The organism is Roseicyclus salinarum (assembly GCF_029624655.1).
GTDB lineage: Bacteria > Pseudomonadota > Alphaproteobacteria > Rhodobacterales > Rhodobacteraceae > Roseibacterium > Roseibacterium salinarum.
Window position 1 is genome coordinate 1 of record NZ_JARRSA010000044.1, and the last position, 23,599, is coordinate 23,599.

Here is a 23,599-nt window from a genome sequence, read left to right on the forward strand (position 1 = left end):
CCCGTTGCGATCGAGGCCGCTCCCCTGCCGCCCGCGACGGGCGGCGGGCCCACCCCGCCCGCGCCGCCGGCAGCCGCACCCGAACCCGAGCCCGAGCCGGCCGCCACGTCGCGCTTCGTGCGGCCGCTCGACGGGCCGATCCTGCGCCCCTATTCGGCCTCGAACGAGGGCATCGACATCTCGGCCGCGCCCGGAACCACGGTGCGCGCGGCCGGTGACGGAGAGGTCGCCGCGATCACGCAGGACACGGACCGCGTCCCGATCCTGGTCATACGCCACGCCGACGGGCTGCTGACCGTCTACGCCAACATCCGCAACATCTCGGTCTCGCGCGGGGATGCAGTCAGCCGCGGACAGGCCGTCGCTGAGGTCGCCGACGGCGATCCCGCATTCCTGCATTTCGAGGTCCGGCGTGGCTTCGAGGCCGTGGATCCCGACCGCTTCCTGCCCTGAGCCTGCGCGGGCCGCACCGTGGGAGGTGCGTATTTCGGGAAAGATGAAGGGCCGGGACAGTCAAGGCGAAGGCGGCCGGGGGGAGACGCTTCGGCGTAGCTCGAACCGGCAGGCGGGCGCGCCCTGGGCGCAGCAGGCGACCTCGCGGCAGTGCCAGCCACCGCCGCAGAGCGCAGAGAAGAGGCGTTCGAAGACCGCGGCGTGCCAGTCGCAGAGGGGGACGTCCGAGCGCTCGCCGCGGACGACGGGGTTGTCGTCGATCTCGAAGGCCACGGGCCAGGTCGAGGCGAGGCGGAAGCCGCCCGAGCCGCAGAACGTCCAGGCGTGGCGCGCCACGGCGCGCGCAAGAAGGGGCGCGGAGAGGCGCGCGGGCAACAGGCGCAGGAGGCCGCGGGCCGGGCGCGGGATGCGCCTGCCCAGGATATAGTCGCCGGTCCTGCGCCCGGCCTCGCGCGCGAGGGCCGGAGCGACGTTGGGCAGTTCGGCGCGCATCGCCTGGTGCAGACGGGCGGCGGGCGCCTCGTCGACGAGGCCCGCGTCGGGATCGGGCAGCGCGATGACGCCGGCCATGGCGAGGACATGCGCCGTCGCCTCCGGTCCCGCCGCGTTCTCGAGGACGGGGACGAGCTGCAGGATCGCGTTGGGGCCGATGCGGCCGCCGGGGACGATGCCGGGCGCGCTCACGGGCCTATTCCGCGGGCTCTGCCATCTGGCGGTCACCGCCGCCGCAGGCCTTCGCATCCGCCCCGGCGCCGACGGGCGCCACGACGGCGCCGTTGGGCATCCGGAACGACGTGTCCCGCGACACCTTCCGCGCCCGCTTCTGGGTGGCGAGGTCCTGCGTGGACTGCCAGTCGTCCATCTGTGCGCGGGCGATCTTGCGGGTGCGGTCGAAGTTGAAGTTGACGCCCTCCTTCGATTGCGGGCCCCAGTAGTTGTGCTTGCCGAGGTCGTAGAAGGAGCGCTGGAAGCCCGCCTTCGCGAAGGCCTTGAGGCAGCCGAGCAGGTAGCGCCGCCGGTAGCCGGTTCCGCGCCACGGATAGTGGAACAGCGCCTTGCGCGAATAGAAGCGGCGGTAGTTGTGCATCACGCGGTCGAGAAGCGTCGCGCGGTCCATCGCGGCGGGGCGCATGATCGGGGTGACGAAGTTGTATTTCGAGAAGTCGAAGATCTCGACCTTGTCGCCCAGCTCCTGGAAGAGCGGCGTGAAGGGCCAGGGCGTGTACATTGCCCAGTTGGCGAGGTCGGGCTGCCAGTCCCACGCCATCTGGAAGGTTTCCTCGAGCGTCTCGGGCGTCTCGTTGTCGAGACCCACGATGAACTGCGCCTCGACGAAGATGTCGGCCTCGCGCAGGAGGCGGATCGCCTCCTTGTTGTCGGCGACCTTGGTCTCCTTGTTGAACTGGTCGAGCTTCATCTGCGCGGCGGCCTCGGTGCCGAGCGAGACGTGGACGAGGCCCGCGCGCCGGTAGAGGCCGAGAAGCTCCCGGTCGCGCATGATGTCGGTGACGCGTGTGTTGATGCCCCACTGAACCTTCGCGGGAAGGCCGCGGGCGATCAGCTCCTCGCAGAATTTGACGAACTTGCGCCGGTTGATGGTGGGCTCCTCGTCGGCGAGGATGAAGAAGCCCACGTCATGCTCGTTCACGAGGTTCTCGATCTCGTCGACAACCTTGATCGGGTCGCGCACACGGTAATCGCGCCAGAACTTCCACTGCGAGCAGAACGAGCAGGTGAAGGGGCAGCCGCGCGCCATGTTGGGGATCGCCACGCGCACGCCGAGCGGAACGTAGATGTAGCGCGACCACTCCAGGAGCGACCAGTCGGGCGAGATGGCGTCGATGTTCTTCACCGTCGACGCGGCCGGGGTCGCGACGATTTCGTCGCCGTCGAGAAAGGCGAGGCCCTTGATCGCGCGGCGGCGCTCGGCGAGCCGGCCGTCGGCGATGGCGCGCATCAGCTCGACGATGATCTCCTCACCCTCGCCGCGAACGATCACGTCGACCTGCGGGGCCTCAGACAGGACCTGTCGATACATGAAGGTGGCATGGATGCCGCCCAGCACCGTGACGGCCCGGGGCAGGACCTCCTTGGCGAGGGCGAGCGTTTCCTCGGCGACGTAGATGGAGGGGGTGATCGCGGTCGTGCCCACCACATCGGGCTGCAGTTCGGCGAGCTTCACGCGGAGTTGTCCGGGGGTCAGGTCGTGCGTCATCGCGTCGATGAAATGGATGTCGTCGAAACCCGCGGCCTTCAGCGACCCCGCCAGGTAGGCGACCCAGGCCGGCGGCCAGTTGCCCGCGATCTCGGCGCCCCCGGAGTGATAGTTGGGGTGGATTAGACAGATGCGCATGGCCGACTCCCTGACTTTGTCAGCCAAGTCGAACACATAATGTGTCCAATTGGATTGACACATATCAAGCGGAGCCTCCGACGGGCTTGATCCCGACGGGGAAGATCGTGCAAAATTGTCGCAGGCATTTTGAACCGACGGCGCGCCTCGTGCGTTGTCGAATGTACGTTTGGACCGATGACGCGGGAGGTGCGCGATGTGGGACCGGATGCTCGACCGAATGCTTCGGGGCTTCGTCACGAAGGGCGCGCTCCGGATCGTCTACCCTGACGGCGAGGCGCGGCGCTACGGAGAGGCCGGGGCCGAGCCGGTGACGGTGCGCCTTGCGGACCCGTCCCTGCCGCGCCGGCTGGTGCGCAATGCCGAACTGGCCGTGGGCGAGGGATATGCCGACGGCGGCATGACGATCGACGGCGACGACCTTGAGGGCTTCCTGACGCTGGCCACGCTGAACGCGGCGGCGAACGGCGGGGTGTGGTGGCGCCGGATCGACCATGCCGCGCGCTATGCGCGACGCATGTTCGACCAGTACAACCCCGCCTTCCGGGCCCGGCGGAACGTGGCGCATCACTACGACCTGTCGGGCGAGCTCTACGACCTCTTTCTCGATGCCGACCGGCAGTATTCCTGCGCCTATTTCACCGACCCCTCGGTGACGCTGGAAGAGGCGCAGGCAGCCAAGAAGCGTCACATCGCCGGAAAGCTCCTGCTGGAGCCGGGGATGGAGGTGTTCGAGATCGGCTGCGGCTGGGGCGGCATGGCGCTGACGCTCGCGCGCGACCACGGGGTGCGGGTGCTGGGCGTGACGCTGAGCGAGGAGCAGCACAAGGTGGCCACGCGGCGCGCCGAGGCGGCCGGGCTTTCGGACAGGGTGCGCTTCGAGCTGAAGGACTACCGCGCGGTCGAGGGCAGCTTCGACCGCATCGTCTCGGTGGGGATGTTCGAGCATGTCGGCGCGCCGCATTACGGGGAATACTTCGACACCGTCCGAGAGCGGCTGGCGGCGGACGGCATCGCGCTGATCCACACGATCGGCCGCGCCGCGCCGCCGGGCACGACAAGCCCCTGGATCGCGAAATACATCTTCCCCGGGGGCTACGTCCCGGCGATGTCGGAGGTGGCGCGGGCCTTCGAGGACGCGGATCTCTACCCCTGCGACGTCGAGGTCTGGAGGCTGCATTACGCCGAGACGCTGAGGCACTGGCACGACCGTTTCGTGGCCAACGAGGACAAGGCCCGGGCGCTTTACGACGCGCGGTTCTGCCGGATGTGGCGGTATTACCTCAAGGCGTGCGAAGTGACGTTCCGACACAACAGGCAATGCGTCTTCCAGGTTCAGCTGGCGCGCAGGCAGGACGCGGTGCCGCTGACCCGCGACTACCTCTATCCGCACGCGGCCGAGGCGCGGCTTTCGGCGGCGGAGTGACATCGGCGGAGGGCACGCGCAGCGGCGCCCGCGGGGGGCTGCCTGCCCCCCGCACCCCCCGGGCGGTATTTCGGGAAAGATGAAGGGATCAGGCGGCGGTCGTGTCCGACAGGAGGTTCAGGACCATGACGCCCGCCACGATCAGCCCGATGCCGAGCCAGCCCGCGGCGTCGAGCTTCTGGCCGTAGACCACGAGGCCGATGATCGTGACGGCGGCGACGCCGAGGCCCGACCAGATCGCGTAGGTGACGCCGAGCGGCAGCACCAGAAGGACGCGGGCCAGAAGGTAGAAGGCGACGCCGTATCCCAGCACCACGACCGCGACCGCGCCGGGCCGCGTGAAGCCGGCCGAGGCCTTGAGCGCGGTGGTTCCGATGACCTCCGCCACGATCGCCAGAACCAGCAGGAGCCAGTGCATCCTTCACACCTCCGCAACCACACGCGCCCCCGCCCTAGACGCGGCCGGGCGCGCTGGCAAGCCGGCACGGACGGGTGCGGCGTGAATCCCTTGCGCCCGGGCCGCGCGCGTCTATAACGCCAGGAATTTGCGCGCGTGCGGCGCGCGAGGACGAAGACACTGCGCGCGCCTTTCGCGCGACGACCATGCGCCGCGGCCCCGGGGGACACCATGCCGAAGAGAACCGACATCCGCTCGATCATGATCATCGGCGCGGGGCCCATCATCATCGGCCAGGCCTGCGAATTCGACTATTCCGGAGCGCAGGCGTGCAAGGCGCTGAAGGAGGAGGGATACCGGGTCATCCTGGTGAACTCGAACCCCGCCACGATCATGACCGATCCCGGCCTCGCCGACGCGACCTACATCGAGCCGATCACGCCCGAGGTCGTCGCCAAGATCATCGAGAAGGAACGCCCCGACGCGCTTCTGCCCACGATGGGCGGGCAGACCGGTCTGAACACGTCGCTCGCGCTCGAGGAGATGGGCGTGCTGGAGAAGTTCGGCGTGGAGATGATCGGGGCCCGGCGCGAGGCCATCGAGATGGCCGAGGACCGCAAGCTGTTCCGCGAGGCGATGGATCGGATCGGGCTGGAGAACCCCAAGGCCACGATCGTGTCCGCGCCGAAGACTGCGGAGGGGAAATACGACATCAAGGCGGGCCTGCAGAAAGCGATCGAGGCGATCGAGTATGTCGGCCTGCCCGCGATCATCCGGCCTGCCTTCACGCTGGGCGGCACGGGCGGCGGCGTCGCCTACAACCGCGAGGAATACGAGCATTACTGCCGCACCGGCATGGAGGCCTCGCCCGTCGCGCAGATCCTCGTGGACGAGTCGCTTCTGGGATGGAAGGAGTTCGAGATGGAGGTGGTCCGCGACCGCGCGGACAACGCCATCATCATCTGCGCCATCGAGAACGTGGACCCCATGGGCGTGCATACCGGCGATTCGATCACCGTCGCGCCGGCGCTGACGCTGACCGACAAGGAATACCAGATCATGCGCAACGGCTCGATCGCCGTCCTGCGCGAGATCGGCGTGGAGACGGGCGGCTCGAACGTGCAGTGGGCGGTGAACCCCGAGGACGGGCGCATGGTCGTCATCGAGATGAACCCGCGCGTCAGCCGCTCCTCGGCGCTGGCGTCGAAGGCCACGGGCTTTCCGATCGCCAAGATCGCCGCGAAGCTGGCCGTGGGCTACACGCTGGACGAGCTGGACAACGACATCACGCGCGTGACGCCCGCAAGCTTCGAGCCCACGATCGACTACGTCGTGACGAAGATCCCGAGGTTCGCCTTCGAGAAGTTCCCCGGCTCCGAGCCGACGCTGACGACGGCGATGAAGTCGGTCGGCGAAGCGATGGCGATCGGCCGGACCTTCCACGAAAGCGTGCAGAAGGCGCTGGCCTCGCTGGAGACGGGGCTGTCGGGCTTCGACGAGATCGAGATCCCCGGCGCGCCCGACCGGGCGGCGATCACCAAGGCCCTGAGCCGGCAGACGCCCGACCGGCTTCGCGTCATCGCGCAGGCGATGCGCCATGGGCTGGCTGACGCGGACATCGCCGCCGTGACGAAGTTCGACCCCTGGTTCCTCGCGCGCATCCGCGAGATCGTGGACACCGAGGCGCGCGTCCGGCGCGACGGCCTGCCGATGACCGAGGAGGGCATCCGCGCGCTCAAGATGATGGGCTTCACCGACGCGCGCCTCGCGCAGCTGACGGGCCGCGACGAAAGCAACATCCGCCGCGCCCGCCTGAACCTCGGGGTAACGGCCCAGTTCAAGCGGATCGACACCTGCGCCGCCGAATTCGAGGCGCAGACGCCCTACATGTATTCCACCTACGAGGTGCCCGTGATGGGCGAGGCGGAATGCGAGGCGCGTCCCAGCGGCAGGAAGAAGGTCGTGATCCTGGGCGGCGGGCCGAACCGGATCGGCCAGGGGATCGAGTTCGACTACTGCTGCTGCCACGCCTGCTTCGCGCTGAGCGACGCGGGCTACGAGACGATCATGGTCAACTGCAACCCCGAGACCGTCTCGACCGACTACGACACCTCGGACAGGCTGTATTTCGAGCCGCTGACCTTCGAGCACGTCATGGAGATCCTGCGCGTGGAACAGGAGGCCGGGACGCTGCACGGCGTCATCGTGCAGTTCGGCGGGCAGACGCCACTGAAACTTGCCAACGCGCTGCACGACGCGGGCATCCCGATCCTGGGCACCACGCCGGACGCCATCGACCTCGCCGAGGACCGCGAGCGGTTCCAGCAGCTGGTTCACCGCCTCGGGCTGAAGCAGCCCGCGAACGCCATCGCGACGTCGGACGCGCAGGCGAAGGCCGCGGCCGAGACGCTGGGCTATCCGCTGGTGATCCGGCCCTCCTACGTGCTGGGCGGGCGCGCGATGGAAATCGTGCGCGACGCGGCCCAGCTCGACCGCTACATCCGCGATGCCGTGGTGGTGTCGGGCAAGAACCCGGTCCTTCTCGACAGCTACCTCGACGGGGCCACCGAGGTGGACGTCGATGCGCTGTGCGACGGCGAGGCGGTGCACGTCGCGGGCATCATGCAGCACATCGAGGAGGCGGGCGTCCATTCCGGCGACAGCGCCTGCTCGCTGCCGCCGCACACGCTGTCGGAGTCCGTGCAGACGCGGATCATCGAACAGACCGAGGCGCTGGCGCGCGCGCTGCATGTCGTGGGCCTGATGAACGTGCAGTTCGCCGTGAAGCCCGACGGCGCGGGCGGAGAGGACATCTACCTGATCGAGGTGAACCCGCGGGCGTCGCGCACCGTGCCCTTCGTGGCCAAGGCGACCGACAGCGCCATCGCGTCGATCGCCGCGCGGCTCATGGCGGGCGAGCGCATGTCGGCCTTCCCCGTCGCCGAGCCGCACCAGCCGGTCGACGACGCGACGCCGATCATCCCGGGCGATCCGATGTCGCTGGCCGATTTCCGCACGCCGTGGTTCTCGGTCAAGGAGGCGGTGCTGCCCTTCGCGCGCTTCCCCGGCGTCGATACGCTGCTCGGCCCCGAGATGCGCTCGACCGGCGAGGTCATGGGCTGGGACCGCACCTTCCCGAGGGCCTTCCTCAAGGCGCAGCTCGGCGCGGGGACGCAGCTTCCCGACGCGGGCACGGTCTTCGTGTCGGTGCGCGACGGGGACAAGACGCCGATGCTGATCGAGACGGCGCGGATGCTGACGGAGATGGGCCTGTCGCTTCTGGCCACGCGCGGCACGGCGTCGTTCCTCGCCGAGCATGGTCTTGCCTCGGCCGTCGTGAACAAGGCCTACGAGGGCGGGCGCACGATCGTCGACATCATCAAGGACGGCGGCGTGCAGCTGGTGCTCAACACCACCGAGGGCGCGCAGGCGGTCGAGGATTCGCGGTCCATGCGCGCGGTGACGCTGGCCGACAAGATCCCGTATTTCACCACGCTTGCCGCAAGCCATGCCGCCGCGCAGGCGATGCGCGCGGCGCGCGAGGGGGAGCTTGGGGTCAGAAGCCTGCAGGCCTGAGACGGGCCGCGCGAGGGGGCCTCGCAAGGCGGGCGCAAGCCGGGTCGGAACCGGCCGGCCTGCCCCGGCGTCCTTGCCCGCGTCCTCGCCCGCGCCTTCGCCGTTGCCGAAGGCCCCGTTCGCCGCCTAACCTGCCGGTATCGCTTATTCGGACAGGACGGCACGACCCCATGCTCACACGCCTCGCCGCAGCGCTGGCCCTCGCCGCCGCGACCTCCGCTCAGACGCTCCACGCGCAGGACTACACCCTGCCCTCCACCTTCGGCGTCTTCACGGTCGTCTCCGGGTTCGAGCCCGATCCGAACTGGGTCAGCCTTCTGGCCGGCGGCAGCCTTCGCGCGGAATACACCGATCAGTCCTCGGGCGGTGCCTGCGCGGGATATTTCGCCGAGGCGCCTGATTTCCGCATCGTCTTCACCGATGGCGAGGGACTGCCGCTGTCGTTCTACGTCGAAGCGCGCGAGGATACCGTGCTGCTGGTCAACGCGCCCGACGGGGCGTGGCACTGCAACGATGACGCCTCGGGCCTGAACCCCGCCGTCAGCTTCGAGACGCCGCTGGCGGGCCAATACGACATCTGGGTGGGCACCTACGCGGCGACCGAGGATTATCCGCCGGCGATGCTGGCGATCACCGAGGGCGAGCCCTTCGCCGGCACCTACGAGCGCGCCTTCTTCGGACAGGACGACCGCGTCGAGGTGGATCCGACCGCCGCGCCGTGGAGCATGATCGGGTTCCTGGACCTGTCCGGCACCAGCTGCACCGGGGTTCTGATCGGGCCCAGGACCGTCCTGACGGCGGCGCATTGCATCGCCAATGCGGGCGTGATCGAGACGCCGCCGGTGGAATTCCTCGCAGGCTACGACCGGGGCAGCGCCGTCGCGCGGTCGCGCGCCACCGGCTACCATGTGCCGGGCGGCTGGATGGCCGGCGAACAGGAGGGAACGGACTTCGCCTTCGTCTATCTCGCCGATCCGATCGGCGACGCCGTGGGCTGGATGGACGTCACCGGCCTCTCGCAGGGCGAGATCGCGGACTTGATGGCCGGCGGCGGCCCCGCGATCATGCAGGCGGGCTACAGCTACGACAGGGACGGCGTGCTGACGGGCAACCTCGCCTGCCCCTTCGTCGAAATCGGTCCGGACAGCACCCTCGTGCACGAATGCGACACGCTGCAGGGCGATTCGGGATCGCCTCTCTTCATCGAGGATGGCGGGCGCTACCGGATCGTCGGCATCGAAAGCCATACCGACGCCCAGCCGCGCGAAAGCTACGACCGCAACGTGGCGATGTATGCCGACTACATCATGGCCGAGATGCGGGCGCTGGCCGCCGGTCAGGCCTCGGCGCCGCAGCAGCCCTCGAAGTAGCCCCGCTCAGAGGACGCCCGAATAGATCTCGACGATCCGCGCGACGGCGGCCTCGGGCGACATCTCCTCGCTTTCGCCGGTCTTGCGGCTGGTCAGCTCGACCACGCCGTTCTTCAGGCCGCGCGGGCCAACCGTGATCCGCCAAGGCAGGCCGATCAGGTCCATCGTGGCGAACTTCGCGCCCGCGCGTTCCTCGCGATCGTCATAGAGCGGTTCGAGCCGCGCCTCGGCGAGCGCCTTGTAAAGCCCCTCGCAGGCCGCGTCGCACGCGCCGTCGCCCTGCTTGAGGTTGACGATGCCGACATGGAAGGGCGTGACGCCCTCGGGCCAGACGATGCCGTTGTCGTCGTGGCAGGCCTCGATGATGGCGCCGACGAGGCGGCTGACGCCGATCCCGTGCGAGCCCATGTGCACCGGCACACGGTTGCCGTCGCTATCGCTGACGACCGCGCCCATCGGCTCGGAATACTTGGTGCCGAAGTAGAAGATCTGCCCCACCTCGATGCCGCGCGCGACGCGCCGGCGTTCCTCGGGGACCTGCGCGAAGACCTCGGGATCGTGAGTCTCGTCGGTGCGGGCGTAGCGCGAGGTGAATTCCTCCAGCACGGCGCGGCAGGCGTCATGGCTGTGGTAGTCGATCTCGCGGTCGCCGAAACGCAGGTCCGTGATCTCGCTGTCGTAGAACACTTCCGACTCGCCCGTATCGGCCAGCACGAGGAATTCGTGCGTGTCGTCGCCGCCGATCGGCCCCGAATCCGCGCGCATCGGGATCGCCTGAAGGCCCATCCGCTCGTAGGTGCGCAGGTAGCTCACGAGGTGGCGGTTGTAGGCGTGCAGTGCATCTTCCTTCGTGAGGTCGAAGTTGTAGCCGTCCTTCATCAGGAACTCGCGGCCGCGCATCACGCCGAAGCGGGGCCGGATCTCGTCGCGGAACTTCCACTGGATGTGGTAGAGCGTCAGCGGCAGGTCCCGGTAACTGGTGACGTGGGAACGGAAGATGTCGGTTATCAGCTCTTCGTTCGTGGGCCCGAACAGCATGTCGCGGTCGTGCCGGTCCTTGATCCGCAGCATCTCGGCGCCGTAGGCGTCGTAGCGCCCGCTTTCGCGCCACAGGTCCGCCGACTGGATGGTGGGCATCAGCATCGGGTGATGGCCCGCGCGGATCTGTTCCTCGTGGACGATCTGCTCGATGCGCCTGAGGACCTTGTAGCCCAGCGGCAGCCACGAATAGATGCCCGCGCTCGCCTGCTTGATCATGCCGGCGCGCAGCATCAGGCGATGGCTGGCGATCTGCGCCTCGGCGGGCGTTTCCTTGAGAACGGGAAGGAAATAGCGGGAAAGGCGCATCTATCTGGAACCCTGGTGGCTGGTCGGCGTCGCCTGACCTCTACGCGATCCCAAAACGCCCCACAAGCAGGCCGGCGCCGGGGGCCGGGCTCAGGACCGGGGGCAGGGCCGCGTCAGAGCGCGCCGACGATCAGCGCCTCGGCGCCCATCGCGCCGGCCAGCGCCTTGAAGCGCGCCTCGGCGACCTCGCCGAACAGGGCGCGGCCCTCGTCGGTCTTGAGCTTCAGGATCAGCTCGCGCCGCTTGGGGCGCCACGCGAGCGCCCCGTGATCGCCGGGACGCGCCACCGTGAACATCGCACCGAAGCGCATGGCGCGGCCGAGGATCTCGGCTTCCTTCACCTGCGCCTCGGGCAGAAGCTCGAGGAGCCGCGCGTTGAAGTTCGTGCCCGCGCGGTTCGACTTGTAGCGGTGCAGCAGCGCAAGGCCGAGATAGACGCGCTCGCCATGGGTCATGCCGCCGAGGTTGGCGCGCGTGGCGTTGTCGAAACAGACCTCTGCGCGGTAGTCGGGATGCGCACGCCAGCTGACGTCGTGCAGCAGGCAGGCGGCGCGGATCAGGCGCTTCTTGTCATGGCGGGCGCGCGGGAAAAGCGGCTCGACGAAACGGTAGAGGGCGCGGCCGAACCCCGGCATCCGGGCCGAATAGGCCTCGGCGTGGCGGGCGGCCTCGATCAGGGGATCGCGGTGGCGCAGCGCCTCGGACATCTGTTCGTAGAGCAGCCCCTCGCGGATCCCGTAGGACGAGACCGCGACCTCCTTCGGGCGCAGCTGCCGCACGAGGACCTTCAGCACCTCGGCGGCCCACGGCACCAGCCTCATGCGTTCGCTGCTGGTGCCCGTGCCGGACTTCAGCTCGGCCAATTCGGCCTTCTCGATCAGCTTTATCGTCTCGAGGATGGCCTTCGGCGTCATGCGGTATTCGTGCAGCACCTTCAGGGGATAGCCGCGCCGCTCCATGTCGATCCGCGCGATGGCCCGCCATGACCCGCCCACGAGGAACAGGCGCTCGGGCTTGGTGGGGAAGGCCTCGGCAAGGTCCGCGACGCGCGCCTTGATATGCGCGCGCACGGCCTTCCTGCCGCCCTTCAGCCCCATCAGCTTGAGCGGGCCGAGGTCGGACGTCTGGCGCAGGCCGACCTTGCCGCCGCCACGCAGCTCGGCCAGCTCCATCGACGAGCCGCCGATGTCGCAGACGAGGCCCTCGGCGCCGGGCCAGCCCAGAAGCACGCCCTGCGCGGCCAGCCGCGCTTCCTCGCCGCCGTCCACGACGTGGATGTCGAGGCCGGTCTCCGCGAGGACCTCGGCGCGGAATTCCGCCCCGTCCTCGGCGTCGCGCACCGCCGCCGTCGCCACCGTCAGAAGCGGGGAAACCCCCATCCCCGATGCGAGGGCCGCGAAGCGGCGCAGCGCCTTGAGCGCGCGCACGCGTCCCTCCGGATTCAGCCGCCCGGTTTCGGAGAAGCCGGCGCCGAGGCCGCAGAGTATCTTTTCGTTGAAGTAGTAGGCCGGGCTTCGCGCCGCGCCGTCGAACACCACGAGCCGGACGGAGTTCGAGCCGATGTCGATGACGCCGACGCGGCTGAGGGCAAGAGCTTCGGGCGCATCGAAGAGCGGGACGCCGAACGGGCCCCATTCGGGGTGCAGATCCTCCATTCCGGCCACACCCTATGCCATTGCCTGACGCGACATGGGCAGGGTGATGGCATGCACGGAGCGCGGACGTCAATTCCTAACGTCGGCGGCTCATTCCGTTCCGTGCGTCAGTTCGGGCACATCCTTGGCCCCGGCCGAGCCGCGCCCCGAGAGCGAGGGGTTCTCCATGAAGAAGCGGTGGCAGGAGAACGGATTGTCGATGCCGTGCAGATCGGCGCGGAGGAACGAGCCGTCGGGCTGAAGCACCCAGCTTTGCGCCACATCGGCGAGATTGGCGGCCATGATCTGGCTGACGATCTGCGCCTTCACGGTGGGGTTGGTGCACTCCACCAGCGTCTCGACCCGGCGGTTGAGGTTGCGCCCCATCCAGTCGGCCGAACTGATGTAGACCCGCGCCTTCTTCGATGGCAGGCCGTGGCCCGCGCCGAAGCACACGATCCGCGAATGTTCGAGGTAGCGGCCCACGATGCTTTTGACGCGGATGTTCTCGCTCAGCCCCCTGATGCCCGGGCGCAGGCCGCAGATGCCGCGGATCACGAGGTCGATCCGCACACCCGCCTGGCTGGCCTCGTAGAGCGCGTCGATGATGTCTGGCTCGATCACGCTGTTCATCTTGGCCCAGACCATCGCGGGACGGCCCGCGCGCGCGTGGTCGGCCTCTTCGCGGAGCTTCTCGAGGATGCGGTCCTTGAGGCTGAGGGGCGAGATTGCGAGGTTCTCCAGGCCCTCCGGCTCGGCGTAGCCGCCGACGTAGTTGAAGACCTTGGTCGCGTCGCGGCCCAGCGCGTCGTCGCAGGTGAACAGCGAGAGGTCGGTGTAGATGCGCGCCGTGATCGGGTGGTAGTTGCCGGTCCCGAAATGGGTGTAGGTCACGAGGCGGTCGCCCTCGCGGCGCACGACGGTCGAGATCTTGGCGTGCGTCTTGTAGGTGATGAAGCCGTAGATGACGTGCGCGCCCGCGCGCTCCAGCTTGCGCGACTGTCGGATATTGGCCGCCTCGTCGAAGCGCGCCTTCAGCTCGACCAGCGCGGTGACGGACTTGCCGTTCTCGGCGGCCTCGCACAGCGCATCCACGATCGGGCTTTCGTTCGACGTCCGGTAGAGCGTCTGCTTGATCGCCACGACGTTGGGATCGCGCGCCGCCTGGCTGAGGAAGCGGATCACCATGTCGAAGGTCTCGTAGGGGTGGTGCAGCAGCATGTCCTTCTGGCGGATCGCGGCGAACATGTCGCCGTCGTGGTCCTGCACCCGCTCGGGCACGCGCGGCGTGAACGACCGCCACAGAAGGTCCGGGCGCTCGTCCAGCACCAGCTCCTTCAGGCTGACGAGGCCGATCATGCCCTTCACGTCCACGACCTCGTCCTCGGCGACGTGGAGCTGCTCGATGATCTCGGTCTTGAGATCCTTGGGCGCCCCGGCGCTGATCTGCAGGCGCACCACCTCGCCCCGGCGGCGGCGTTTCAGCGCGGTCTCGAATTCGCGAACGAGATCCTCGGCCTCCTCCTCGACCTCGAGGTCGCTGTCGCGCAGGATGCGGAAGGTGCAAGACCCCTTCAGCTGGTAGCCCGGAAACAGCGCGCCGATGTTGAGCAGCAGAAGCTCCTCGAGCGGCAGGAACCGCACCTCGCCCTCCGAGGCCGGCAGGCGCACGAAACGGTCGATCTGGCTGGGAATGGGCAGCAGCGCCTGCAGCTCCCTGCCGTCGCGGTCCCGCCGCATCTGCAGCGCCAGCGCCAACCCCTCGTTGGGGATGAACGGGAAGGGATGCGCGGGGTCGATGGCGAGCGGCGACAGCACGGGAAAGACCCGCGCGAGGAATTCCTCCTCGAGGTGCTTGCGGTCCGCGCCCTTCAGCGCGGTGCGGGACACGACCCTGATGCCCTCCGCCTCCAGTTCCGTCTTCAGCGCGACCCATGCGGCCTGCTGGTGCTGCATCAGCCTGCGGGCGTCCGCGTTGATCAGCTTGAGCTGCTCGGCCGGCGTGCGCCCGTCGTCCGAGATGGCGGTCTTGCCCTCCTGCGCCAGCTCGCGGAGGCCCGCGACGCGCACGGTGTAGAACTCGTCGAGGTTGCCCGCGCTGATCGACGCGAAGCGCACCCGCTCGAGCAATGGCACGCGGGGGTTCTCGGCCTCTTCCAGAACGCGCCAGTTGAAGGCCAGCCAGCTGATCTCGCGGTTGAAGAAGCGGCGCGGACCCTCGAACTGCGCGGCCGGCACGTCGGCGGGCTCGGGGAGAGGCGCGTGGAGGAAATCGGCGAAACTCATGGCTTTGGCCCTAATCAGGTCTCGTGACGGAAACGTGACACGTCCGCCTCGAACTCGGCAAGCACGGCCTTGGCGTCAGAAAGGCGCGGGGGACGCTTGTGCGCGAGGGCGCGCGCGTCGAGCCTGTCCACGAAGGCCTGTATGGCCGAGGATGCACGCTCCACGCGGGCGACGACATGGGACAGGATCGCAGGCGTCAGCCTCAGCGCCCGGTCGTGGCACAGCTTGACCAGGAGCGCGGCGAGAAGCGCGTCGTCGGGCGGGTCGAGATGCGCGAGCCCCGCCTGACGCATCCGGCTGTCGAGGTCGGGCAGGCCAAGACCCCAGCGCGAAGGCTTCGCGCGCGCCGTGACCAGAAGCGGCGCGCCTGACCCTGCGAGCGCGTTGTGCAGGTGGAACAGGAGCGTCTCGGCCGCGCGGTCGCCGGCGATGTCCGGCAGGTCCTCGACGACGAGCGCTCTGGCGTGGGCGAGGCGCGGCAGGTCGTCCTCGGCGATGTCGGCGGCCGCGACGATCCGCGCGCCGGCCAGGGCGGCCCAGACATGGGCGAGATGCGTCTTGCCGGACCCCTCGGGGCCGGTCAGCACGAGCTTGCCGTGCGGCCAGTCGCCCCAGGCCTCGATCAGCACCACGGCGCCCGCATTGCTTTCGGAGACGAAGAAATCGCCACGCCCCATCGCCGGTCGGACGGGCAGGTCCAGAACGAGCTGTTCGGGCATCAGGCCTCCGGACCGGCCTTGTCGGAGGCGCTTTCGATGCCGCGATAGAGCTTGCCGTGCTTGTAGCGCTCGATGGCGTAGCGCACGAGGACGCCGATCGCCGCGGCGACCGGGACGGCCACCAGAAGGCCCACGAAGCCGAAGAGCGACCCGAAGGCCGCCAGCGCGAAGATGAGCCAGACGGGATGCAGGCCCACCGAGCTGCCCACGAGGTTCGGCGTCAGGATGTTGCCCTCGACGATCTGGCCGACCTGGAACACCAGCGCCACGGCCAGGATCCACCACCAGTCGCCCCAGAACTGGAACAGCGCGAGCCCGATGGACAGGATGCCGCCCACGAGCGCGCCGACATAGGGAATGAACGTCAAAAGCCCCGCCACGAGGCCCACGACAAGGCCGAACTGCAACCCGATGATCATCAGCGCGACGGCGTAGAACGTCCCGAGGATCAGGCAGACCGTCCCCTGCCCGCGCACGAAACTGGCGAGCGTCCGGTCGATCTGGCCGGCCAGATGCCGCACCACCGGCGCATGGTCGCGCGGCAGCAGGTCGTCGATGCGCGCCACCATTCGGTCCCAGTCGAGCAGCAGGTAGAAGGCGACGACGGGAATGACGACCATGTAGACCAGCACGTTGACGACGCCTGCGGCCGAACTCAGAACGCCCTGCAACAACTCGGCGCCGCGCGATTGCACCGTCTCCCCGAGCGAGGCGAGCGAATTCCGCAGCGTCGAGCCCTCGTCCATCACGGTGGGAAAGCGCTCGGTCAGGAAGTTGCGAAGCTGTCCGAAAACCTCGGGGGCGGACTGCACCAGACCCGTCGCCTGCTGGATCAGAAGCGGGATCACGATGAGGGCGGCCACCACGAACACGAGGGTCACGACGATGAAGATGACGATCGTGGAGAGCACCCGGCTCAGTCCCAGGCGCTGGAGCCGGTCGGCGACGGGATCGAGGAAATAGGCGATGGCGCCGCCCACGAGGAAGGGCAGGATGACGTCGCCCAGAAGCCACAGCACCGCCATGAGCACCGCGGCGGCGGCACCCCAATAGGTGATCTGCTGGCGGACTGGCAGGGCCATGGCGCCTCCTTCGGTGCGTTAGATGCGATACCGGGACGGGCCGGGCAAGGAAAAAGGCGGTCAAGCCGCCGTTGTCGGGGGGGAACGGTCAGGCCGGGCCGCATCTGGCCGCCTTCCTTCCGCTTTCCGGCCGACGGCGCGATGACGACGATGCCCGTGCCCTTTTCACCCACCCCCGGCCCCACGCCGCGAGCGCAAGGGCCATCACCCGGCGCACGCAGCAGGGGTGATGGTGCCCGCGCGACCGGCCCGGCGGGCGGCTCCGACCGCATCCGCGTCGGGGCGCGGGCGGCCGGGCGCGCGGGCAAGCATCTCCGGGGCATGCGGCGTATGGCCGGGAATGGGTCGGCCATGCGCCCGGGGCGGCTGGGCCTCGAGCAGCTCTCAGTCCCATGTGGATCGGCGTAACCGCGGTGCGCGCCCGCCACCTCGTCCGGCTCCGCGGCGCCCCCACTCATCGCGAAAGCGGCCGCGGACCTGCCCGCGCGCCGCGCGATCCCGGTTCAGGCCGTCCGCGTGGCCCGGATCAGTGCGAGGATCTCCTTCGCCGCCGAGGGGATGTGCGTGCCGGGTCCGAAGATCGCCTTCACGCCCGCCTTCTGCAGGAACTCGTAATCCTGGTGCGGGATCACGCCGCCACAGATGACGATGATGTCGCCCGCGCCCTCGGCCTTCAGCGCCTCGATCAGCTTCGGCGCAAGCGTCTTGTGCCCCGCCGCCTGGCTGGAGATGCCGATGACGTGCACGTCGTTGTCGATCGCGTCCTGCGCCGCCTCCTGCGGGGTCTGGAACAGGGGGCCCACATCCACGTCGAAGCCGATATCGGCGAAGGCCGTGGCGATCACCTTGGCGCCCCGGTCGTGCCCGTCCTGGCCCATCTTGACGACAAGCATCCGGGGGCGGCGCCCCTCCTCCTCGGCGAAGGCCTCGATGTCCCTCTGGATCTGCGCGAAGCCCTCGTCGCCCTCGTAAGCCGAGCCGTAGACCCCCGCGAGGGTCTTCACCTCGGCACGGTGACGTCCGAACACCTTTTCCATCGCCATGCTGATCTCTCCCACGCTCGCCCGCGCCCGTGCGGCCTCGACCGCGGCCTCGAGCAGGTTGCCGCCATCCCTCGCCCGCCGCTCCAGCTCATCGAGCGCCGCCGTGCAGGCGGCCTCGTCGCGGCTGGCGCGGATCGTCTCGAGCCGCGCGATCTGGCTGTCGCGGACCTTCACGTTGTCGATGTCGAGGATGTCGATCGGGTCTTCCTTGTCCTTGCGGTACTTGTTGACGCCCACGATGACGTCCTCGCCCCGGTCGATGGCCGCCTGCCTGCGCGCCGCGCTTTCCTCGATGCGCAGCTTCGGCAGGCCGCTTTCGACGGCCTTGGTCATGCCGCCCATCTCCTCGACCTCCTCGATCAGCTCCCACGCCTTCTCGATCAGCTCGCTGGTCAGGCTTTCGACGTAGTAGGAGCCCGCCAGCGGATCGACCACCTTCGTCACGCCGGTCTCTTCCTGCAAGATCAGCTGCGTGTTGCGCGCGATCCGCGAAGAGAAGTCGGTGGGCAGCGCGATCGCCTCGTCCAGCGCGTTGGTATGCAGCGACTGGGTGCCGCCCAGCACCGCCGACAGCGCCTCGTAGGCGGTGCGCACGACGTTGTTGTAGGGGTCCTGCTCCTGAAGCGAGACGCCCGAGGTCTGGCAATGGGTGCGCAGCATCTTGGAGCGTTCGTTCTTCGCGCCGAACTCGGTCATGATCCGGTGCCACAGCGTGCGCGCGGCGCGGAGCTTGGCGATCTCCATGAAGAAGTTCATGCCGATGGCGAAGAAGAAGCTCAGCCGCCCGGCGAACCTGTCCACGTCCATGCCCGCCGCGATGGCCGCGCGGACGTATTCGCGCCCGTCGGCGATGGTATAGGCAAGCTCCTGCACCAGGTTCGCGCCCGCCTCCTGCATGTGGTAGCCGGAAATCGAGATCGAGTTGAACTTCGGCATGTGCTCGGAGGTGTAGGCGATGATGTCGGAGATGATCCGCATCGAGGGTTCGGGCGGGTAGATGTAGGTGTTGCGGACCATGAACTCCTTGAGGATGTCGTTCTGGATCGTCCCCGACAGCGCCGCGCGGTCGTGCCCCTGCTCCTCGCCCGCGACGATGAAGCTGGCCAGAACCGGGATCACCGCGCCGTTCATCGTCATCGAGACGGACACCTGGTCCAGCGGGATGCCGTCGAAGAGGATCTTCATGTCCTCAACGCTGTCGATGGCCACGCCCGCCTTGCCGACATCGCCCTCCACGCGGGGATGGTCGCTGTCGTAGCCGCGATGGGTGGCGAGGTCGAAGGCGACCGAAACGCCCTGCTGCCCGGCGGCCAGCGCCCGGCGGTAGAAGGCGTTGCTTTCCTCGGCCGTGGAGAAGCCCGCGTATTGCCGGATCGTCCACGGACGGCCCGCATACATCGTGGCCTTCACGCCGCGGGTGAAGGGCTCGAAGCCCGGCAGGCTGCCCATGTGCGGCAGATCCGCCGTGTCGGCCTCGGTATAGAGCGGCTTGACGCGGACGCCTTCCAGCGTCTCCCATGCGAGCGTGTCGGGATCGCGGCCCTTCAGCTCCTTCTCGGCGCGCACGCGCCATTCCTGGATGCTTTTGGGACTGTGGGTCATGGGGTCGTCCTCGTCAGTTTCGGGTCGCGGCCGGCAGCGGCCGTTGCGGCGATTTCGGGGCGGCCAAGGCCGCGTGCGGGCGGGCCTTCGCGGCCGGAAAGGCGCGCCGGGGCCGTCACCGCCCCCCGCGCCTGCGTCACGTCGCCCTTCGCTTTCGCGGATCGCCCGCCTATATCTCTGAAGAACGGAGAGACAATGCGAACGATCCTGATTTCAACGATTGCAGCCTTGCTGCTCGCCCCCGCACCGATTCTCGCGCAGGACAGCGGCTCGGGGACGATGGCGATGGCCGAGACCGAGGCCGGCGAGACCGGGTCCGCGATGGAGGCCGTCGATCCGATGGAGCCGCGCGACGCGGCCGGCCTGACGCTCGAGGAATTCCTCTGGGTCGCGCGTCCGATCATCGTCTTCGCCGACACGCCCGCCGATCCCCGCTTCATCGAGCAGATGCAGCTTCTGGCCGCGCGGCCCGACCCGCTGCTCGAGCGCGACGCGGTCATCATCGTCGACACCGACCCCTCGGCGCGGTCGGCCATCCGGCAGGAGCTGCGCCCACGCGGCTTCTCGCTCGTCGTGATGCAGAAGGACGGAAGCGTCGGCTTCCGCCGCCCCTCGCCCCGCGACGTCCGCGAGATCATGCGTGGCATCGACAACTTCTCGTTCCGGCAGGAAGAGCTGCGCAGCGGCGGCCAGTAGGCCCCGGTTCCGGGCGACGCGGCCACGGCCTCACTCGAACTCCATGATGATCTCGTCCACGGCGAGGCTGTCGCCGGGACCCGCGTTGATCCGGGTGACGACGCCCTTCCGCTCGGCGCGCAGGATGTTCTCCATCTTCATCGCCTCGACGGTGCAAAGCGATTGCCCCTCCTGCACTTCCTGCCCCACCTCGACCTCGATCTTCACGATCAGACCGGGCATCGGGCAGAGGAGCATCTTCGAGGTGTCGGGCGGCAGCTTTTCGGGCATCAGGCGCGCAAGCTCGGCCTGGCGCGGGCTGCGGACGTGCACCTTCAGGTCGGCGCCGCGCGTGCGCACGCGGAAGCCGCCGGGGATCTTGCCGACCTTCAGGACCAGCGGCGCACCGTCCACAGACAACCGCGCAAGCTGGTCGCCCGGCCGCCAGTCCGAGGTGACGCGCATCGCTGCACCGTCCGCGAAGGTCACGGTCGACCCCTCGTGGTCGGCCGCGATCGTCACGGCGAATTCCTCGCCCTGAAGGGTGACGACCCAGTCCAAGCCGACCCGCCGTTCGTGGTTGTCCATCCGTCCCGACACGCGCGTGCGCCGGATCTCGGCCACCCGGTGCATCGCCGCGGCGGCCGCCGCGACCCGGCGCAACTCCGCCTCGGCAAGCGTCGCGCCGTCGAATCCGTCGGGGTATTCCTCGGCGATGAACGCGGTCGTGATCTCGCCCGAGACGAAGCGGGGGTGGTCCATAACCGCGCTCAGGAACGGCAGGTTGTGGCCGATCCCCTCGACCTCGAAGCCATCGAGCGCCACGCGCATCGCCTCCAGCGCCTCGGCCCGGTCGGTGCCCCAGGTGCAGAGCTTCGCGATCATCGGGTCGTAGTACATCGAGATCTCGCCGCCCTCGAACACGCCGGTATCGTTCCGCACCGCCGTCGCGCCCTTCGGCGCGTCGCCCTGCCACTTGCCGCTGTCGTTCAGGGGCCCGGCCTGCACCTCCTCGGGCGGGCGGTAGCGTGTCAGGCGCCCGATCGAGGGCAGGAAGTTGCGGTAGGGGTCCTCGGCATAGAGCCTGCTTTCGATGGCCCAGCCCGTCAGGGTCACGTCGTCCTGCGCGAAGGGAAGCTTCTCGCCGGCCGCGACGCGGATCATCTGCTCCACCAGGTCGACGCCCGTGATCAGCTCGGTCACGGGATGCTCCACCTGCAGGCGCGTGTTCATCTCGAGGAAATAGAAGTTCCGCGCGCCGTCCACGATGAACTCCACGGTGCCCGCGGAGGTGTAGCCGACCGCCTGCGCCAGCGCGCAGGCCTGTTCGCCCATCGCCTTGCGCGTCGCTTCGTCGAGGAACGGCGAGGGCGCCTCCTCGATGACCTTCTGGTTGCGGCGCTGGATCGAGCATTCCCGCTCGCCGAGGTATACGCAGTTGCCGTGCGCGTCGGCCAGCACCTGGATCTCGATGTGGCGCGGCTGGGTCACGAACTTCTCGATGAAGATGCGGTCGTCCCCGAACGAAGATTTCGCCTCGTTCTTCGACGCCTGGAAGCCCTCGCGCGCCTCGGTATCGTTCCAGGCGATCCGCATCCCCTTGCCGCCGCCGCCGGCGCTCGCCTTGATCATCACCGGGTAGCCGATGTCGTTCGAGATCCTGACCGCCTCCTCGGCGTCTCCGATCAGGCCCATGAAGCCCGGCACGGTCGATACGCCAGCCTCGGCCGCCAGCTTCTTCGACGTGATCTTGTCGCCCATCGCCTCGATGGCGCCGGGCGGCGGGCCGACGAAGGCCACGCCCGCCCTCTCCAGCGCCTCGGCGAATTTCATGTTCTCCGACAGGAAGCCGTAGCCCGGATGCACCGCGTCGGCGCCTGTGGCTTCGATGGCCGCCATGATCCTGTCGATCACGATGTAACTTTCCGAGGCGGGCGCAGGACCGATGTGAACCGCCTCGTCGGCCATGCGGACGTGCAGCGCGGTCTTGTCGGCGTCCGAATGGACCGCGACCGTCGGTATCCCCATGCGGCGCGCCGTCTTGATGACGCGGCAGGCGATCTCGCCCCGGTTGGCGATCAGGAGCTTCTTGAACATCGGCGCTGTCCCTTCTGATTGGCCGGGCCGCTCGCGCGCCCGGCATGTCCGGAAAAAGAAAGGACCACCGGGGCCTCTCGGCCCGGGTGGTCCCTGTCTGCAGTCGAATGGTCCGCCGCGGCGCGCGAGGCCGCGCCGCTCAGCCGCGGATCAGCAGAGGTTGACGTCGTCGCAAAGCGCGCCGCCGGCCGCACCGATCGCGGCGCCGGTGGCCACGTTGCCGTTGAGCGCGGCGGCGCCCACGCCACCGATGAGCGCCCCTGCGCCAGCGCGCTCGAGATCGCTGGCCACGCAGCCGGCGAGACCGATCGTCGAGACGAGCAGCAGGGCGGAAATTGAGATACGCGAGCGCATTTTAGGTCTTCTCCAGTCGATAGGAATTCTGCCGAAAACGCTACACCGAATGGAGCAGGCCGCCTAGTGGCTTCGCGCGCAAACGAACGTGATCGCGCGGCATCGGCGAAAAATCGCGGTCGGAAGGCCAGGCCGTCCGACCGCTTTGAAGGGGAAGGGTAACACGTCTTGTCGGTGTCGGCCCGTATCTGGTTTGGGGGAAGGGCCGACAAAGGCAACATGCCATCTGCGGAAGCGCGCGAAAGGGGCATCGTCGTCCCGGCGGACGGATGCGCGCCAACTTGCGCAAAGCTGGGGCCGGCGGGCAGATTCATGCCGACGGATCCTCCCACAGGCCCGAGCCGTCGAACGCCTCGGGGAAGGCCGCGCGGGCGCGCGCCACGTCGAGCTGCAGAAGCGCCTCGTAGCTTTCGGGATCGAAGGGCTCCTCGGCGGGGACGACCTCGCGCCCGAACAGCCACGACAGTCGTCCCGCATCGAGGTTGCCGCGCTCGAACGGCTCCTCGCCGAAATAGAGCCAGAGCGCCTCGACGAAGGCCGCGTCGGCGCGGCGGTCGGCGGGCCTGCGGTCGGCGTAGCGCTCGCGCGCGACAAGGCGCGTGGCGCCGTCACGGTTCGCCCTGCGGATGGTGAACTGGAAGTCGGAGCTCGGAAGCCGCGACGGGAACCCCTTGTGCTTCAGCATGACGCCACCCCCGTGCGGAGGGTGAGCGGACGGCTGAAGGGCCGGACGGAGACCATGCCCCGTCCGGCCAAGGGAAGGGTCCTGCTCGGGCATGGGCGGCGCCCATGCTTCGGGACCTGCCTTCTGCGGGGTTGTCCCCCGCTAGTGATACTCCGGTGCGTGACCGGGCGCACGGGCCCGGCCACGACCCGAGGTACAACTGCGGTTGCGCAGCTGGAGCCGATGATAGCCGAGGCCGGAAGCGATCCACAGGCTTTTCCACAGAGGGCGCCATGATGTGACTCAGAAGCCTCAAATCCGCTGCGGCATGAAGAACGGAGCGCAAGATAATGTATCTGCATCACAAAAGCTCCCACATGCAGCTGTCGTCCCGGATCAAGTAGGCCTCGATCGATTGGTTTGTCCCCGGAGCAGGCTCGCCGCGCGGAAACGGCTCCTGCATCAGTTGCACGACGATCCGGGCGGGCGGCCGCGCGGCCGCGCCAAGCGCCGCCAACCCG

At 68.7% G+C, this 23,599-nt stretch carries 18 protein-coding genes; 5 read left to right on the forward strand and 13 right to left on the reverse strand.

What is annotated here, in order from left to right; translation table 11 throughout:
- A partial coding sequence (locus P6F26_RS18695) for a murein hydrolase activator EnvC family protein (protein WP_278030222.1) occupies positions 1–453 on the forward strand: 453 nt, incomplete at its 5' end.
- Positions 454–513: 60 nt separating this feature from the next.
- Here the strand turns inward: P6F26_RS18695 and bchJ are convergent.
- Both bchJ and bchE read right to left on the reverse strand, forming a co-directional pair.
- Positions 514–1,137: a bacteriochlorophyll 4-vinyl reductase gene (gene bchJ, locus P6F26_RS18700; protein WP_278030223.1), complete on the reverse strand. Its 624-nt coding sequence runs from the start codon at positions 1,135–1,137 to the stop codon at positions 514–516.
- Positions 1,138–1,141: 4 nt separating this feature from the next.
- A complete protein-coding gene (gene bchE, locus P6F26_RS18705; protein ID WP_278030224.1) occupies positions 1,142–2,806 on the reverse strand; it encodes a magnesium-protoporphyrin IX monomethyl ester anaerobic oxidative cyclase in 1,665 nt (554 codons plus the stop codon).
- A 196-nt stretch (positions 2,807–3,002) separates the two neighbouring features.
- Here bchE and P6F26_RS18710 point away from each other — a divergent pair, with 196 nt between their 5' ends.
- The gene (locus tag P6F26_RS18710) at positions 3,003–4,232 is read left to right on the forward strand and encodes an SAM-dependent methyltransferase (protein WP_278030225.1); all 1,230 of its coding nucleotides are present in this window, start codon (positions 3,003–3,005) and stop codon (positions 4,230–4,232) included.
- Between the two features lie 88 nt (positions 4,233–4,320).
- Here the strand turns inward: P6F26_RS18710 and P6F26_RS18715 are convergent, their stop codons facing one another.
- Positions 4,321–4,650 carry a DMT family transporter gene (locus tag P6F26_RS18715; RefSeq protein ID WP_278030226.1) on the reverse strand — a complete coding sequence of 110 codons (330 nt, stop codon included), beginning with the start codon at positions 4,648–4,650 and terminating at the stop codon, positions 4,321–4,323.
- A gap of 210 nt (positions 4,651–4,860) precedes the next feature.
- On the opposite strand from P6F26_RS18715, the gene carB reads away from it, so the two are divergent.
- Complete coding sequence (gene carB, locus P6F26_RS18720; protein WP_278030227.1) at positions 4,861–8,205, forward strand: carbamoyl-phosphate synthase large subunit; 3,345 nt, start codon at positions 4,861–4,863, stop codon at positions 8,203–8,205.
- A gap of 170 nt (positions 8,206–8,375) precedes the next feature.
- On the forward strand, positions 8,376–9,575 hold the full coding sequence (locus P6F26_RS18725) for a trypsin-like serine peptidase (RefSeq protein WP_278030228.1): 1,200 nt from the start codon (positions 8,376–8,378) through the stop codon (positions 9,573–9,575).
- 6 nt (positions 9,576–9,581) lie between these two features.
- On the opposite strand, the gene proS is transcribed toward P6F26_RS18725, so the two are convergent.
- From proS to scpA, 6 genes are all read right to left on the reverse strand, one after another.
- Positions 9,582–10,922 (reverse strand): proline--tRNA ligase, encoded by a 1,341-nt coding sequence (gene proS, locus P6F26_RS18730; RefSeq protein WP_278030229.1) that lies wholly within the window; start codon positions 10,920–10,922, stop codon positions 9,582–9,584.
- 113 nt (positions 10,923–11,035) lie between these two features.
- Positions 11,036–12,577, reverse strand: a complete 1,542-nt coding sequence (locus P6F26_RS18735; RefSeq protein ID WP_278030230.1) for a Ppx/GppA family phosphatase — start codon at positions 12,575–12,577, stop codon at positions 11,036–11,038.
- Between the two features lie 90 nt (positions 12,578–12,667).
- Complete coding sequence (locus P6F26_RS18740) at positions 12,668–14,842, reverse strand: RNA degradosome polyphosphate kinase (RefSeq protein ID WP_278030231.1); 2,175 nt, start codon at positions 14,840–14,842, stop codon at positions 12,668–12,670.
- Positions 14,843–14,856: 14 nt separating this feature from the next.
- Positions 14,857–15,561 (reverse strand): P-loop NTPase family protein, encoded by a 705-nt coding sequence (locus tag P6F26_RS18745; protein ID WP_278030232.1) that lies wholly within the window; start codon positions 15,559–15,561, stop codon positions 14,857–14,859.
- The gene (locus P6F26_RS18750; RefSeq protein WP_278030233.1) at positions 15,561–16,643 is read right to left on the reverse strand and encodes an AI-2E family transporter; all 1,083 of its coding nucleotides are present in this window, start codon (positions 16,641–16,643) and stop codon (positions 15,561–15,563) included. Before P6F26_RS18750 ends, P6F26_RS18745 begins: the two co-directional genes overlap by 1 nt.
- A 503-nt stretch (positions 16,644–17,146) precedes the next feature.
- Positions 17,147–19,288: a methylmalonyl-CoA mutase gene (scpA, locus tag P6F26_RS18755; protein WP_278030234.1), complete on the reverse strand. Its 2,142-nt coding sequence runs from the start codon at positions 19,286–19,288 to the stop codon at positions 17,147–17,149.
- Between the two features lie 195 nt (positions 19,289–19,483).
- Here scpA and P6F26_RS18760 point away from each other — a divergent pair, with 195 nt between their 5' ends.
- Positions 19,484–19,984: a DUF4174 domain-containing protein gene (locus P6F26_RS18760; protein ID WP_278030235.1), complete on the forward strand. Its 501-nt coding sequence runs from the start codon at positions 19,484–19,486 to the stop codon at positions 19,982–19,984.
- A 30-nt stretch (positions 19,985–20,014) separates the two neighbouring features.
- Here P6F26_RS18760 and P6F26_RS18765 read toward each other — a convergent pair whose 3' ends face one another.
- From P6F26_RS18765 to P6F26_RS19725, 4 genes are all read right to left on the reverse strand, one after another.
- Entirely contained in the window at positions 20,015–22,060 is a 2,046-nt protein-coding gene (locus tag P6F26_RS18765) for an acetyl-CoA carboxylase biotin carboxylase subunit (protein ID WP_278030236.1), read from the reverse strand.
- A gap of 150 nt (positions 22,061–22,210) precedes the next feature.
- Entirely contained in the window at positions 22,211–22,414 is a 204-nt protein-coding gene (locus tag P6F26_RS18770) for a hypothetical protein (protein WP_278030237.1), read from the reverse strand.
- Positions 22,415–22,724: 310 nt separating this feature from the next.
- Positions 22,725–23,099, reverse strand: a complete 375-nt coding sequence (locus P6F26_RS18775) for a hypothetical protein (protein WP_278030238.1) — start codon at positions 23,097–23,099, stop codon at positions 22,725–22,727.
- Between the two features lie 340 nt (positions 23,100–23,439).
- The gene (locus P6F26_RS19725) at positions 23,440–23,595 is read right to left on the reverse strand and encodes a DUF6497 family protein (protein WP_430736766.1); all 156 of its coding nucleotides are present in this window, start codon (positions 23,593–23,595) and stop codon (positions 23,440–23,442) included.
- Positions 23,596–23,599 lie beyond the last annotated feature (4 nt).

Coding starts and splice junctions, on each gene's coding strand:
- bchE (WP_278030224.1), bottom strand. CDS start 2,806: ATGCGCATCTGTCTAATCCACCCCAACTATCACTCCGGGGGCGCCGAG.
- P6F26_RS18710 (WP_278030225.1), top strand. CDS start 3,003: ATGTGGGACCGGATGCTCGACCGAATGCTTCGGGGCTTCGTCACGAAG.
- P6F26_RS18715 (WP_278030226.1), bottom strand. CDS start 4,650: ATGCACTGGCTCCTGCTGGTTCTGGCGATCGTGGCGGAGGTCATCGGA.
- carB (WP_278030227.1), top strand. CDS start 4,861: ATGCCGAAGAGAACCGACATCCGCTCGATCATGATCATCGGCGCGGGG.
- P6F26_RS18725 (WP_278030228.1), top strand. CDS start 8,376: ATGCTCACACGCCTCGCCGCAGCGCTGGCCCTCGCCGCCGCGACCTCC.
- proS (WP_278030229.1), bottom strand. CDS start 10,922: ATGCGCCTTTCCCGCTATTTCCTTCCCGTTCTCAAGGAAACGCCCGCC.
- P6F26_RS18735 (WP_278030230.1), bottom strand. CDS start 12,577: ATGGAGGATCTGCACCCCGAATGGGGCCCGTTCGGCGTCCCGCTCTTC.
- P6F26_RS18740 (WP_278030231.1), bottom strand. CDS start 14,842: ATGAGTTTCGCCGATTTCCTCCACGCGCCTCTCCCCGAGCCCGCCGAC.
- P6F26_RS18745 (WP_278030232.1), bottom strand. CDS start 15,561: ATGCCCGAACAGCTCGTTCTGGACCTGCCCGTCCGACCGGCGATGGGG.
- P6F26_RS18750 (WP_278030233.1), bottom strand. CDS start 16,643: ATGGCCCTGCCAGTCCGCCAGCAGATCACCTATTGGGGTGCCGCCGCC.
- scpA (WP_278030234.1), bottom strand. CDS start 19,288: ATGACCCACAGTCCCAAAAGCATCCAGGAATGGCGCGTGCGCGCCGAG.
- P6F26_RS18760 (WP_278030235.1), top strand. CDS start 19,484: ATGCGAACGATCCTGATTTCAACGATTGCAGCCTTGCTGCTCGCCCCC.
- P6F26_RS18765 (WP_278030236.1), bottom strand. CDS start 22,060: ATGTTCAAGAAGCTCCTGATCGCCAACCGGGGCGAGATCGCCTGCCGC.
- P6F26_RS18770 (WP_278030237.1), bottom strand. CDS start 22,414: ATGCGCTCGCGTATCTCAATTTCCGCCCTGCTGCTCGTCTCGACGATC.
- P6F26_RS18775 (WP_278030238.1), bottom strand. CDS start 23,099: ATGCTGAAGCACAAGGGGTTCCCGTCGCGGCTTCCGAGCTCCGACTTC.